The following is a 13,464-nucleotide window of genomic DNA, read 5'->3' as shown; positions in this document are numbered from 1 at the left end:
ATTATTACCCTTTTGGCAACTGTATCGGTTTTTAGTGTCTCGCTCGCCGCAACCGGGGGGGGGGCGGCGGTCGGGCGCGCCGGGGCGAGCTGGCCATTCGGGGGCCGCTCGGGGCCCGCGCCGCCCCCACTCGCCCAGTCGCCCCGCCAGACGCTGATGTGGTCGCCCGGCGCCTGCGTGAGCCGCGACGGCGCCCGCTTCGCGCTGGCCCCGTGCGTCAGGGGCGAGGCCGAGGTCCTCACGCTCGCCGCCGACCCGCCCGGCCGCGGCCGGTGTCCCGACGACACCGACGAGGTGGTGCGGGTGGGGCGGGGCCGTACCGCCTGCGTGCGCGCGTTCCTGGAGCCCCACCCCGGCCGCGCGGGCGCGGGCGGCGGCGTGCTGCGCGCGGGCGACTGCGTGGCCTTGGACGGCCGCGAGCGTCCCTGCACAAGCTCCAGCTGGTACGGCAGAGCCGTCGCCATAACCGGCGAAGCGGACGCCTGCCCGGCGGCCACCCTCGACGCCCTGGCGCTCAGGGACGGCGTCGTCTGCCTCGGCAGGGGCGGGAACGTCCTGGCCGAAGGGATGTGCGTGGCCAAGCCGGGCAAGGGCGTGGTCATGCGGTCGGCCATCGCGGGCGTACCGTGCTCGTCGCCGCGCGCCTGGGCCCGCGTCACCTCGTTCGGGACCTCGGCCCGGGGCTGCCCCCAAGGCTCGGACCGCTATCTGCGCGCTCGCGGCGCCTTTCGCCCGGTGACCTGCTTGCACCTTGTGAGCAAGTAAACTCACCCGACGTGAGCCTCTCAATCGGCATCGTCGGCCTGCCCAACGTCGGTAAGTCCACGCTCTTCAACGCGCTGACCAAGACCGGCAACGCGCTGGCGGCCAACTACCCGTTCGCCACCATCGAGCCCAACGTGGGCATCGTGGGCGTGCCCGACGACCGGCTGCCCAAGCTGGCCGAGATCTTCGGCTCGGCCAGGATCCTCCCGGCGAAGGTCGAGTTCGTCGACATCGCGGGCCTGGTGCGGGGCGCCTCCGAGGGGCAGGGCAGGGGTAACCAGTTCCTCGCCAACATCCGCGACACCGACGCGATCTGCCAGGTCATCCGGGTCTTCGCCGATCCCGACGTGACCCACGTCGACGGCGAGATCTCTCCCAAGCGCGACATCGAGACGATCAACACCGAGCTCATCTACGCCGACCTGCAGACCGTGGAGAAGGCGATCCCGCGCCTGCAGAAGGAGGCGCGTACCAACAAGGACAAGAAGAGCGCGCTGGAGGCGGCGGAGGCCGCGGCCAAGGTGCTGGAGACCGGCAAGACCGTCTTCGAGAGCGGGCTGGACCTGGAGGGGCTGCGCGAGCTGCACCTGCTGACGGCCAAGCCGTTCCTCTACGTGTTCAACCTCGACGCCGACGAGCTCGTCGACCCCGCCCTGCGCGAGCAGCTGTCCGCGCTGGTGGCTCCGGCCGAAGCGGTCTTCCTCGACGCCAAGATCGAGTCCGAGCTGGTCGAGCTGGACGACGAGGAGGCCCTGGAGCTGCTCCAGTCGGTCGGCCAGGAGGAGTCCGGACTGTCGCAGCTCGCTCGGGTGGGCTTCGAGACGCTGGGTCTGCAGACGTACCTGACGGCCGGTCCCAAGGAGACGCGGGCCTGGACGATCAAGAAGGGCGCCACCGCCCCAGAGGCGGCCGGAGTGATCCACACCGACTTCCAGCGCGGCTTCATCAAGGCCGAGATCGTCTCCTTCGGTGACCTGGTCGGTGCGGGTTCGATCGCCAATGCCCGGTCGGCGGGGAAGGCCCGGATCGAAGGTAAGGACTACGTCATGCGCGATGGTGATGTCGTCGAGTTTCGCTTCAACGTTTGACCATCTACGTCAACCCCTCCCGGCGCTCATGCGTCGAATCGTCACGGCGTTCACGCTGACTCGGGAGGGCCTGATGATCCGTCGCATACTTCGCAAACGACGCCCCACGCCGTCGCTGACCGGCATCAGCACGGAGGAGGAGCTCGCCTTGCTCAGGGTTGAGCTCATGTACGGCCTGCGGGTCAACCGCGAGGCCTATCTGCGCAGGAAGGTCGATGAGCGGGCCGAGGCCGCCGCCCGCCTGCACGGCGCGGACGCCGCGGACATCCTTGCCGGGCTGCGCGACTCGCTGGAGCGCGCGCTGCCCCGGCACAGAGCCATCGACCGGGCCATCGACCGGGGCTCCCGGCGCAATGTCATCGACCTTCGTGGCCGCAACGTCGTCGAGTTGCACGGGCGTCGCCAGGCGGAGGATCCTGAGCCCGCCTGACCAGCGCGAAGATCGTCAGACCGCACTCCGCTCGGGGTGCGGTTTGTCGCGTCTTATACCAAATGCGCAGATCGGGACAGTCCCCGCGCCATTTGGACAGCAATCTCTGGCCGTTGGGTAATGGGCGGCGCCCATCAGGCCTGGTCGAATGCCAATTCCACAGGAAAGGGACAGGAGGCGGCACTCCGTCCTGTCATACGGACTCGGTTTGCCCCCGAGCGGCGATGCCTGCAGCATGGGCGTGGCTTTCCTGGAACAATTGGCGGGACCGGATAAGGTGACACCTTCACCACGGATGATGGGGATCGGCAACGGACGACACCGCGCCAGCCGGGGGGACGGGCGCGAGCGGAGGCGTGATGGCTCGTAGGTCAACCGTCCAGCACGGTCCTCGGACCTCTGGCGACCCTGACCTTTCCGCGCGCCCTGAAACGGCTGACTTCGGCGCGCCGGCCACCAGGCCGCGGCGTGGCCGCTGGTCGGGCGGTGGCGGACGCTGGCTGGTCTGGGCCGGCCGCGCCATTCTCTGGGCGCTTATTGTGGTTATCGTGGTGAATGGGGTTCGTGCCCTATTCGAGCGGGCCACCCAGTCGAATACCCCGGCCGCGAATGAGACCTCGCAGGTCGCGCAGGGATTCCCCAGCGACCAGGCCTCCGCCTTCGCCGCGCAGTTCGCCGGCGTTTACCTGAATTTCACCGCGGCCGAGGCGGCGAGCAGGGCGGGCAAGCTCGCGGCCTTCCTGCCCGACGGCGCCGACCCGCAGTTCGGCTGGGACAGCTATGGCCGCCTCGGCGCGGTCGGCATCCAGCCGTACACCATCGAGGTCACCGACGCGAAGAACGCGGTGGTCTCGGTGGTCTTCCAGACGGGCAACCGCAGATTGCTGCTGTCCGTGCCGGTCTACTACTCGGGTGACGACGGCGGGCGGAAGTTCGTCGTCTCCGGCAGGCCCGCCCTGCTGCCCGCTCCCGGCGCGGCCGACCTGCCTCAGGTGGCCGGGCCCGAGGGCGACGAGGCGGCGCAGACGGAGCTCAAGCCTCAGCTCGAAGCCTTCTTCAAGGCCTACGCGCAGGGCGACACCCAGTCGCTCAAGCGCTACTTCGTCGCGGGGGAGACCCTGCCCGACCTGGGCGGGGCGCTGTCCTTCGGCGAGCTCAAGAGTGTCGTGGTGCCTGTGGGGGGTGCCACCAGAGAGATCAAGGCCGAGGTGGTGTGGGTCGTGCCGACCGGTGCGACGCCGTCGGCCGAACCGACCGCCGACCCCAACGCGGTCGGCGGCCGTCTCGAGCAGGCCTATCGCCTCACTGTCGTGAAGCAGGGCGACAAGTGGTACGTCCAGGACATCCGTGGCGCCGGTCGGGCCGTTGGATAGACGCACACACTCGCGTTGCTGATCGGCACCCCCCGGGAGGACAAGAAGTGATCTTGAAGACCGTAGTGCTCAACTTGATCGACCTGGCGGCGGCGCTCACGCCCTCGCCCGCACCGACGGGCCCCGACACCTCGGGGCTCGCCAACTTCCTGCGCGGCTTCTTCGCCCCGCTCTTCCTCGTCGTCGTCTCCGTGGTCGCGCTCTTCTTCCTCTTCACCCGCGAGATCACGAGATTCGTGCAATTCCTGATCTTGGCTGTGGGGATCGGCGTGATCTTCTACGTTCCCAACATCATCGAAGTCACGGCCAAGGCGATCGCTGGGGCTCTGGGTATCAAGTAAGGGTTGAACCCGGGCCCTGGCGGTCATTGAACGAGCGAGCGGGTGGAGAGGAGGACCGCGTGGACCTGCCCACGTATACCAATATCTGGCGAATTGAGAAGCGGCTCTACAAGCTGTACGACCTACGGCTGCCGACGCCGCTCCCCATCGTCTGGATCGGGATCTTCGCCGGTGTCCTGGCCCCGTGGTCGTTCCTGCTCTACATCGTCGGCCTGCCGTTCGAGACTCCGTGGCACGTGGTCTACCTCGTGCCTCCCGGCATCGTCACCTGGCTGTCCACCCGCCCCGTCATCGAGAACAAGCGCCTGACCGAGGTCATGCAGTCGCAACTGCGCTACATGGGCGAGCCGCGCGCCTGGACCCGCATGGCTCCGGCCGCCGAGCCGGAGGCGGTGACGTTCTCCGGCCGGGTGTGGCGGGTGCTGCCCGTCCGGGCGAAGGCGCCCAAGAAGGCCCGCCACGCGATGCGCAAGCCCGCCACGGCCCCCGCGCCCTCCGTCCGTTCCGTCCGCCCCGCCGTGGCCGCGGCGGCCGCCGCCGCGACGTCCGCGCCGGTCGCCACCCCGCCCACCCGCTGGGGCGCCGCGACACCGGGCCGCCGCGGTACCGCCCCGGCCCTGGCCACCGCCCAGCTCTCTCCCGCCGAGCCGGCCGCCGACCCGCCCGTGCGGGCCGAAGAGCCCCAGCGCGCGCCCGGGTCGAGACGCGCCACCAAGCGCCCCGCCGAGATTCCGGTACGGCACGCCGACCCCTTCGAGCAACCCCACCCCGAACAGGCACACCCGGAGCCGGTACGCCCAGACATGGTGCGCCCGGAGATGGTGCGACCGGAGGCGGGACGGCTGGAACCGGTGCGCCTGGAGGGGGTCCGTCCGCAGGTGGCAGACGCCGAGACGGCCCGCGTCGACTCTGCCCACTCCGAAGCGGCCCGCCCTGATGCTGCCCATCCCGAAACGGCACGCCCTGAAGCGGCACGCCCGGAGACGGTGCGGCTGGAGGCGGTGCGGGAGGACACCACAGCGGCTGGGGCGTCTGGCCAGGATGTGGCTGGCCCCGAGGTTGCTGGGACGGGTCGCGAGGTTGCCGGGGCTGGGCGCGTACCGGAGAAGGGCGTCGCGGCGGGGAAGCCGATCGATGCCGAGGCGTTGCGCAGGTTGCGGCGGCTCGCGGCCACCGCGGACCCGGGTGCCGCACAGGGCGACGCTGTTCAAGGTCCGCCGCGGCCCGAGGCGCCGGGTGAGCAGGTTCCGGACGAGGCGCGGTTGCAGCATCGCAAGGGACAGCCGCCCAGGCCGGGCGCTCCGCTGCCGTTGCCAGGGGGCCAGCCCGCCTGGCCGTCCGCGAAGGAGCCCAAGGAGCCCAAGGAGCCCAAGCCGGTCACGAACCCTCTCACCAACCCCGTCGCCAAGCCGGTGACGAGCCCGGTCGCCAAGCCGGTCGCGAACCCCGTGTCCAAGCCGGACGCGAAGCCGGTCGGCAAGCCCGGTGCGGGGCTTCCGGCCGCCGGGCTGCCCGTCGCCGGTCACCCCGCGGGGGCCGAGCAGGTCGGCGGGCCCGGGGGGAAGCGGGCCGAGGCGGTGCGGCCGAGTGAGGGGCAGGACGAGCGGGTGCCGGGGCCCAGGACGGGTGACGGGCGGGTGCGGCGGGTCGAGTCCGTCGTCGGGCGGGACTCCGGCGGCTGGCGGCGCATCGCGCAGGTCGTGGTCGGCGGTGGCGGGCCCAGGACCGACGGGTCGGAGATCGACGAGGCGCGCGCCCGCGCCGTGTTCGGGGGCAGCCGCCGGATCGTGGTGCTCGGGTGTACGGGCGGCGCCGGGCAGAGCACGACCGCGTTGATGCTCGGCCACACCCTGGCCAAGATCCGCGACGACCGGGTGGTGGCCGTCGACGCCAACACCGGCGCCAACACCCTGACCAGCCGCATCAAGCCCGAGTCCCCCGAGACGCTGGCCAGCCTGCTGTCCGGGCTCGACCGGGTCAGCGGGTATCTGACGATGCGTGGCTACACCAGCCGTACCTCTTCGGGGCTGGAGGTGATCGGGGCGGACACCGACGCGGGGGCCGAGCAGCGGATGTCGGACCGGACGTTGTTCTCCGACCACCGGCTCGGTCAGGCGGTTCACCTGCTGGACCGCCACTACAAGCTCGCCGTGATCGATCCGGCCGCGGCGCTGGCCGCCCGCGTCCTGCCGTACGCCGACCAGCTGGTCCTCGTCGTCCCCGCGAGCGAGGAGGCGTCGGAGGCGGTGGCGATGACCTTCGAATGGCTCGACGGCCACGGCTGTGCCGATCTGCGCAGGCGCGCGGTGATCGTGGTCAACGGTGTGAGCAGGCGCTCGATGGCCGACGTCGAGCAGGCCGAGGCGGTGGCCCGTGGCAGGTGCCGGGCGATCGTCCGGGTCCCCTGGGAGGACGAGCTGGCGCCGGACGGCGTCGACGCCGTCGATCCGGGGCAGTTGCGCGCGGCCGGGCGGCGGGCCTATCTGGCCCTCGCTGGGGTCGTGGTGGCGGGCTTCGCGGCACAGACGGTCCGAGCGAGCGAAGAGGAGTTGGCGAGTGACCCCCCGGGCACGAGAATCGGTGAGCGTTAAGTGAACATGCGTGCAGGTCAGGCCCGTTCATGCGCCGAGGGGGCGGCATGAGCAGGGCGTCGCGAGCGCACCAGCGTCTTGCGGTCCGCTACTTCGACGACCGCATCCTGCTCACTGACTCCAACGCATGGGCCTATTTCCGGCTTCCGACGGTCAGCTATGAGTTCGTCACCCCCGAGGAGCGCGAGGCTCTGGCGACCAACATCACGATCGCGCTGGCGGCGATCAGGATGCCCGACGCGGAGGTGCACCTGCGCGTGGCGCACCGCACGTACCCCGCCGCCGAGTGGGCGATGGCCCTGAACGGCACCTCCGACGAGGGGGCGGGCTGGCGCGACTACCTGGAGGAGATGTACCGGCACGTCTGGGCGAAGGACTTCTGGTCGAAAGAGGTCTACATCGGGGTACGGCTGGGCTCCCGCGGCCGCCAGCTCGGGCAGGGAGTCCTGGCCCAGTTGTTCGGCTTCTACCAGCGCACCGAGAAGGTGCTCGGCCTCGACGACGACCACGTGCCGGACAGCGAGATCAGCAGATGGACCGAACAGGCGGAACGCCTGGGCAGAGCACTCGCATCCAGCGCACTCTACGCCCGGCACGCCACCTCGACCGAGGTGGCGTGGTTGTTCCAGCACGCCGCGTCCGGCTCGCTCGGCGACCCGCCGCCGTCGGCCAGCCCGCGCCGCCGCTGGGGCAGGGGCGAGATCGAGTCGCTGGTCGAGGGCGAGATCCGCAACGGCAGGTCGCTGCTGCGCATGGTGCAGCCGCAGGGTGACTCTTATGTGGCCCACCTGTCGTTCGCCCGCTTTCCCGACCTGATGCCGTTCCCGGACGGCGAGCCGTGGATGCACTTCTCCGACCAGTTGCCGTTCCCGGTCGAGATCTCCAGCAGGATGCGGCTGATCCCGCCGGTCAGGGCCTCGAAGGACGTGGCGCGCAAGCTCGCGCACGCCCGTGACATGGACATCCACATCCGCGAGGCGGGGGCAGAGGCGCCGATCGCGCTGGCCGAGCAGATCGACGCCGCCCGCATGCTGGAGCACGGGATCACCAAGGAGCGCCTGCCCTTCGTGTACGGCTGGCACCGCCTGATCATCAGCGCCCCGACCGAGGAGATCTGCGTGCAACGGGTCGAGGCGGTCGTCGAGCACTACCGCGACATGGGCATCGACGTGGTCAACTCCACCGGCGACCAGTTCTCGCTGTTCTGCGAGACGCTGCCGGGGGAGAAGGTGCGGGTCAACGCCTACGCGCAACGCCAGCCCCTGCGGACGATCGCGGGCGGCATGGCCACGGCCACGGTCGACCTGGGCGACCGGATGGAGGATCCGGTTTCCGGCTGGCTCGGGCCGTACATCGGGGAGACGGTGGGAAGGGCGCGCAGCATCGTGCACTTCGACCCGCTCGTGGCGGCGATGCGCAACCGGCCCACGGCCATCGCGATCACCGGTGAGCCCGGCGGCGGCAAGACCACGCTGGCGCTGCTGATGATCTACCAGATGGCGTTGCGCGGCGTCACGGTGGCGGTGATCGACCCCAAGGGCGACGCCGACTCGCTGGTGCAACTGCTGCAGAAGCGCGGGCGCAAGGCCCGGATGATCCCGCTGGGCTCGGCGGCGCCCGGCCTGCTCGACCCGTTCTCCTTCGGCGACGACATCGCGGCCAAGAAGACGATGGCGACCGAGACGCTGCGGCTGCTGCTGCCGCGCATGTCCGAGGAGCGTGAGTCGGCGATGATCCAGGCGGTCGCCGCGGTCTCGAACGCGCCGGACCCGTCGCTGGGCAAGGTCGTGGACTACCTGGAGCAGTCCGACGACGCCGCCTCCAAGAACCTGGGCGCGGTACTCCGTTCGATGTCGGAGATGCACCTGGCCCGGCTCTGCTTCGACCCGTCCGGCGGCGAGCAGATCGACACCGAGGGCTGGACGACGGTGTTCACGCTGGGCGGGCTGACGCTGCCCGACGTGGCCACCGGCCGCGACGACTACTCCTACGAGCAGCGGCTGTCGGTGGCCCTGCTCTACCTGGTCTCCCAGTTCGCCCGCAGGCTCATGAACAGCCTCGACAGGAGGGCGCCCAAGGCGATCTTCCTGGACGAGGCGTGGGCCATCACCTCCACGCCCGAGGGAGCCAAGCTGGTGCCCGAGGTCAGCCGTATGGGCCGCTCCCGCAACACGGCGCTGGTCCTGGTCTCGCAGAACGCCGGCGACCTGCTGAACGAGCAGGTGACCAACTGCCTCTCGTCGGTCTTCGCCTTCCGATCGACAGAACGGGTGGAGGTCGACCACGTGATGGCGCTGCTCGGTGTGGACCCCTCGGAGGAGCACAAGGCCGTGCTGCGCTCGCTGGGCAACGGCGAATGCGTATTCCGCGATCTGGATGGCAGGGCGGGACGCATTGCAGTAGACCTGATCTCTGAAGAGCTACTGCGCTGGCTCGACACGAATCCTACGCATGACAAACCCGGCGACAGCGGGAATGATCTTCAAGGGGGAGTGGGCAGCAGGGCGCAGGAGGTGCGGTCATGAAGGTCCGGCTAGCCAGGCGGCTGGCGGTTGCTCTGGCGCTGCTCGCGGGCATCATCGTGTTGCCCGCGATCGCCGGCGCCGCGTCACCCGCGGCCGCTGCTCCGTGTGATCTTTCCGGCACGCTCGCGCCGGAGCTGGTCGGCGGCGGCGTGGACGGGCTGCTCTCGCCCCCCGCGCCCAGCAGTACGGCGCCCGCCGCGCCGACGACCAACTACCAGCAGTTCGGCACCAGCGGCCAGTTCTGGCACACCTACGACATCGGCTGCGACTTCGGCTCCTTCATCGGCAACTCCTGGGCCAACCAGGTGTTCCTGTGGGCCAAGGCGATCGACCGGCTGACGATCACCACGTACCAGGCGGCCGCCACCGAGGGGCCGCTGGAGGCGATCAAGGACGTCGTCGACGACATCGTCACGAACCTGTCGGAAGCCATGTACTGGCCCTACCTGCGGCCGATCGTCATCCTCGGCGCGATCTGGCTGGCCTGGTACGGGCTGATCCGCAAGCGGGCCACCACGACCACCGAGGGCGTCATCTGGATGATCCTCGCCGTCACCGTGGCCACCTGGTTCTTCAGCCGCCCGCAGGACTTCACCGGGCTCGGCAAGGTGGTCACCGACAAGACCGGCGAGGTGGTCAACTCCGCGTTCTCCGGCCTGCCCGGCTCCGGCGGCACCTCCTGCCTGCCCGGACCAGGCCAGACGAGCCCGCAGGTCAAGGCGGGCGGCTACGCCCACACGGGCACGCCCACGGTCGACCAGAACGCCGACGCCCTCTGGTCCACGCTGGTCTGCAAGCCGTGGCTGATGGGCATGTTCGGCACCGCCGACCCCAACCAGCCGATCGTGCGCGACTACGGCCGGGCCATGCTGGAGATCCAGACGATCGACGCCGCCGAGATGGCCAGCGGCAGCCGGGACAACGGCGCCCACCAGGCCAAGTACGCCGAGTACGCCGACAAGCTCAGAGGCGACCCGCGCTACTTCGTCTTCCAGGGCAAGGAGTGGACCAGCAGGGTCGGCGTGGCCATCGGCGCGCTCATCGCCGCTCTGGTCGCCGGTCTACTGATCTTCCTGGTGGCGGTCTCGCTGCTGGTACTGAAGGTCAGCTTCCTGCTCCTGCTCATCCTTGGGCCGATCTTCCTGCTGATCGGCGTGCATCCGGGCAGCGGGCGCATCATCGCCATGCGCTGGGTGGAGATGCTGATCGGCACTCTGCTGCGGCAGGCCGTACTGGCGCTGGTGCTCGGTGTCCTGGTCTACGGCTACGCGCTGATCATGTCCTCGGCGCTGCCCTGGGGCATGCAGATCCTGTTCATGGCGCTGCTGACGCTCGCGGTCTACTTCTACCGCCGGCCGTTCCAGCACCTGTTCGCCTCCATGAACGGGCACACGCTGACCACCCGCATGCTCGGCGACGCCACGACCGCCCCGGTGCTGAACCAGGCGGCGACCGTGCTGCCTCCCGTCGCGGCCAACAAGGTCAAGAACTGGGGCGTACGCAAGGCCGAGCCGGTGCTTCAGGCGGCGGCGGCCGGATCCGCGGGCGCGGCGGCCGGAGCGGCCGCGGCACGCGCGACCGCGGGCGGCGACGGTAACGGCAACGGCACGCCGTCCGGCAACCGGATGCCCGCGACCCCCGCACCGCTCAACACCGACCAGCCAGGCAAGGGCGGAGCCCGTACGGCTCCCGCCGCCAGGACCGGCTCGGCGCCGCCGCTCAACCTGGGCGGCACGCCCACCCGCACCCCCCGCTCCGGCGGCCGTGGCGGAGGTGGCGGTGGCGGTGGCACGAGCGGCGGCGGCTCCGGAGGTTCGGCGTCCGGTGGTTCCGGTGGCGGCGGCTGGTTCGGCGGCCGGTCCGGTGGCGGCTGGGCGCCGCGCGGCGGTTCGGGCTCACGCTCCGGTGGTTCGCGTACGTCCTCGGGCGGTTCGCGCTCCGGCGGCGGCGGGCTGTTCGGCGGCGGCTCGTCCGGCAGCAGGCGTGGTTCGACCGAGCGCCGCTCTTCGGGCGGCGGCGGTTTCTTCGGCGGGTCCGGTGGTTCGTCGGGCGGCGGCATTTTCGGGGGCGGATCCGGTGGCCGGAACTCGGCCGAGGTGCCCAAGGCGCGCGGCTCGGAGCCGCCCCCGCTCTGGCTGCCGACCCGGCAGAGCGGCAGTGGCCGAGGCGGTGACGAGCCGTCGGTGCCGTTCTGGTTGAAGCCCAATAGTCCCGACAAGGATTGAGATGGCGCAGTCAGGTGACAAGCGCGGGGTGATCTTCGTCGCGATCGTGGCGGTCGTGGCCGCGGTCGGCCTCTATGTGACGATGTGGCCGGGCGACTCCGACCCGGCGCCCGTGACCGCCACGACCGGTAGCGCGGCGCCGAGCGTCCCGGTCACCGGCAAGCCGCTGGCCACCGCCAGCGACGCGCCGTTCGACATCTACGACTACCTGCCGATGAGCAGGCAGCAACTGGCCGCCGCCGCCGACCTGGCCGAGCGGTTCACCGCCAGCTACGGCTCCTTCCGCTACGACGAGGACCCGTCCGTCTACGCCGATCGGGTCAAGGTGTTCACCACCGGCGAGCTGGCCGCCTTCCTCACCAAGGCGCTCACCTCGCCGGGCACCATCGAGCAGAACAAGACCGAGCAGACGGTCGCCACCGCCACGGCGAAGATGAAGGAGATCAGGCAGGTCGGCGCGACCTCGATCATCTTCGTGGTCACCAGCACGCAGAAGCTCACCGGCAAGTCGGGCACCAGCGAGCGCGCCGAGGACCTCGCCGTCACGCTCACGCCCGTGGGCAACGACTGGCGGGTCTTCGACGTGCAGCCGGCCGGGGACGGCCAAGACGGGGACCCCGAAGGGTGAACGTCTCCTCACGCGCCCGCATCGGCCTGGCCGTCGGCCTGGCGGGCCTGCTGCTTCTCGGCGTCATCATCGTGTCGCCGATGATGATGATGCCCGGCATGCCGTCCTTCATCGGCAACTCCACGACCACCGACTGCGAGGATGACGCCCAGGTCGAGGACGTCTCCGACTCGGGCTCCTCCGACATCCCGCCCGACCTGCTGGAGCTGTACAAGAAGCACGGCAAGAAGATCGGCGTCCAGTGGAACATCCTGGCCGCCGTGGGCAAACGCGAGACCGACCACGGCCGCTCCAACCTGCAGGGCGTCAAGAGCGGCACCAACTACGCCGGCGCCGCCGGGCCGATGCAGTTCCTGATCAGCACGTGGGGCGGCAAGGCCAGGATCCCGATCCCGTCGAAGTTCAACGGCTACGCCTCCGACGGCGACGGCGACGGCATCGCCGACGTCTACAACCCCGCCGACGCCATCCTGGGCGCCGCGCGGATGCTGAAGCGCAACGGGGCTCCGGAGAACGTACGGCGGGCGCTGTTCGTCTACAACCGGGCCTGGTGGTACGTGGACCAGGTCGAGGCCATCGCCAAGAAGTACGCCAAGTCCGGTGAGGTGAAGCTGCCCCCGCAGGCCGACCCCCAGTGCGACGAGCCCCTGGTGCAGGCGGCGCCGACCGACGTGGTGGCCAAGATCCTCTCCTACGCGCTGGATCAGCGGGGCAAGCCGTACCTCTGGGGCGGGACGGGACCCGACGCCTTCGACTGCTCGGGGATCATCTTCATGGCCTACCGCAGCGTCGGCCTGACGATCCCGCGTACCACGTTCGGCCAGTGGCCGTTCGGAATCAAGATCGAACAGGGGAGCGAGCAGCCCGGCGACCTGGTCTTCTTCAACGCCGGCCCCGGAACCGGCCCCAACAACCCCGGCCACGTCGGCATGGTCGTCTCCAAGGGGAAGATGATCGAGGCGCGCTGCCGGCTGTGCGGGCCGATCAAGGTGACCAGCTACCAGACGCGGGACACGCTGATGGGCTTCACCCGGCCACTGCAGAACCCCGCCGTCCTCGATCAGCTGAAGAAGCAGGAGAATGCGGCCCTATGAGCATCGTCGTGGTGGCCGCCGTCATCGTCTCGGACGGGCGGGTGCTCGCCGCCCAGCGCGCAGAACCGCCGGCGCTGGCCGGAGGATGGGAGTTCCCCGGCGGCAAGGTGGATCCGGGGGAGGGCGAGGAGGAGGCTCTGGTCCGCGAGTGCCGGGAGGAGCTCGGGGTCGAGATCTCCGTCGGGCGCCGGGTGGGCGGTGACTGGCCGCTTTCGCCCGGGTACGTGATGCGGGTGTGGCTGGCCGCGCTGGAGGCGGGGACGCCGGTGGCCAAGGAACACCTGGCGCTGCGGTGGCTGGGACCGGAGGAGTACTTCGCCGTCGACTGGCTGGGCGCCGACCTGCCGGTGATGGAAGCTGTGGCGGATCTGCTCGGACAGGATTAGGCGACTCCGTTCTGTGAC

The 13,464-nt window shown here is 70.4% G+C and carries 11 protein-coding genes; all 11 read left to right on the top strand.

Annotation, left to right across the window (positions count from 1 at the left end):
* The first annotated feature begins 177 nt into the window (after positions 1-177).
* The 11 genes from ACFWY5_RS54060 to ACFWY5_RS54010 all read left to right on the top strand — a co-directional run bounded on the left by ACFWY5_RS54060 (position 178) and on the right by ACFWY5_RS54010 (position 13,446).
* A complete protein-coding gene (locus ACFWY5_RS54060) occupies positions 178-765 on the top strand; it encodes a hypothetical protein (RefSeq protein WP_379639757.1) in 588 nt (195 codons plus the stop codon).
* Between the two features lie 11 nt (positions 766-776).
* Positions 777-1,853 (top strand): redox-regulated ATPase YchF, encoded by a 1,077-nt coding sequence (gene ychF, locus ACFWY5_RS54055; RefSeq protein WP_379610664.1) that lies wholly within the window; start codon positions 777-779, stop codon positions 1,851-1,853.
* A gap of 73 nt (positions 1,854-1,926) precedes the next feature.
* On the top strand, positions 1,927-2,283 hold the full coding sequence (locus tag ACFWY5_RS54050) for a hypothetical protein (protein ID WP_379610663.1): 357 nt from the start codon (positions 1,927-1,929) through the stop codon (positions 2,281-2,283).
* A gap of 548 nt (positions 2,284-2,831) precedes the next feature.
* Complete coding sequence (locus ACFWY5_RS54045; RefSeq protein WP_379610662.1) at positions 2,832-3,656, top strand: conjugal transfer protein; 825 nt, start codon at positions 2,832-2,834, stop codon at positions 3,654-3,656.
* A gap of 47 nt (positions 3,657-3,703) precedes the next feature.
* Positions 3,704-3,997, top strand: coding sequence for a hypothetical protein (locus tag ACFWY5_RS54040; RefSeq protein WP_379610661.1), 294 nt, complete (start codon positions 3,704-3,706; stop codon positions 3,995-3,997).
* Between the two features lie 59 nt (positions 3,998-4,056).
* A complete protein-coding gene (locus ACFWY5_RS54035) occupies positions 4,057-6,588 on the top strand; it encodes a TcpE family conjugal transfer membrane protein (RefSeq protein ID WP_379639756.1) in 2,532 nt (843 codons plus the stop codon).
* Positions 6,589-6,635: 47 nt separating this feature from the next.
* On the top strand, positions 6,636-9,113 hold the full coding sequence (locus tag ACFWY5_RS54030) for an ATP-binding protein (protein ID WP_379610659.1): 2,478 nt from the start codon (positions 6,636-6,638) through the stop codon (positions 9,111-9,113).
* Positions 9,110-11,338 (top strand): type IV secretion system protein, encoded by a 2,229-nt coding sequence (locus ACFWY5_RS54025; RefSeq protein ID WP_379639755.1) that lies wholly within the window; start codon positions 9,110-9,112, stop codon positions 11,336-11,338. The genes ACFWY5_RS54030 and ACFWY5_RS54025 overlap by 4 nt, the downstream gene beginning before the upstream one ends.
* Before the next feature lies 1 nt (position 11,339).
* Entirely contained in the window at positions 11,340-11,966 is a 627-nt protein-coding gene (locus ACFWY5_RS54020) for a hypothetical protein (protein ID WP_379639753.1), read from the top strand.
* The gene (locus ACFWY5_RS54015; protein ID WP_379610656.1) at positions 11,963-13,060 is read left to right on the top strand and encodes an NlpC/P60 family protein; all 1,098 of its coding nucleotides are present in this window, start codon (positions 11,963-11,965) and stop codon (positions 13,058-13,060) included. Before ACFWY5_RS54020 ends, ACFWY5_RS54015 begins: the two co-directional genes overlap by 4 nt.
* A complete protein-coding gene (locus tag ACFWY5_RS54010) occupies positions 13,057-13,446 on the top strand; it encodes a (deoxy)nucleoside triphosphate pyrophosphohydrolase (RefSeq protein WP_379610655.1) in 390 nt (129 codons plus the stop codon). Before ACFWY5_RS54015 ends, ACFWY5_RS54010 begins: the two co-directional genes overlap by 4 nt.
* Positions 13,447-13,464: the final 18 nt, after the last annotated feature.

It is taken from the genome of Nonomuraea sp. NPDC059007, from assembly GCF_042740555.1.
In the GTDB taxonomy this organism is placed as follows: Bacteria; Actinomycetota; Actinomycetes; order Streptosporangiales; family Streptosporangiaceae; genus Nonomuraea.
Note: the sequence above shows the minus strand (reverse complement) of the source record. Positions and strands in the feature narration are given on the sequence as shown.

What these genes read in the sequence shown, in the direction of transcription:
- ACFWY5_RS54010 (WP_379610655.1), top strand. Translation starts at nt 13,057, where the DNA reads ATGAGCATCGTCGTGGTGGCCGCCGTCATCGTCTCGGACGGGCGGGTG.
- ACFWY5_RS54050 (WP_379610663.1), top strand. Translation starts at nt 1,927, where the DNA reads ATGATCCGTCGCATACTTCGCAAACGACGCCCCACGCCGTCGCTGACC.
- ACFWY5_RS54030 (WP_379610659.1), top strand. Translation starts at nt 6,636, where the DNA reads ATGAGCAGGGCGTCGCGAGCGCACCAGCGTCTTGCGGTCCGCTACTTC.
- ACFWY5_RS54025 (WP_379639755.1), top strand. Translation starts at nt 9,110, where the DNA reads ATGAAGGTCCGGCTAGCCAGGCGGCTGGCGGTTGCTCTGGCGCTGCTC.
- ACFWY5_RS54020 (WP_379639753.1), top strand. Translation starts at nt 11,340, where the DNA reads ATGGCGCAGTCAGGTGACAAGCGCGGGGTGATCTTCGTCGCGATCGTG.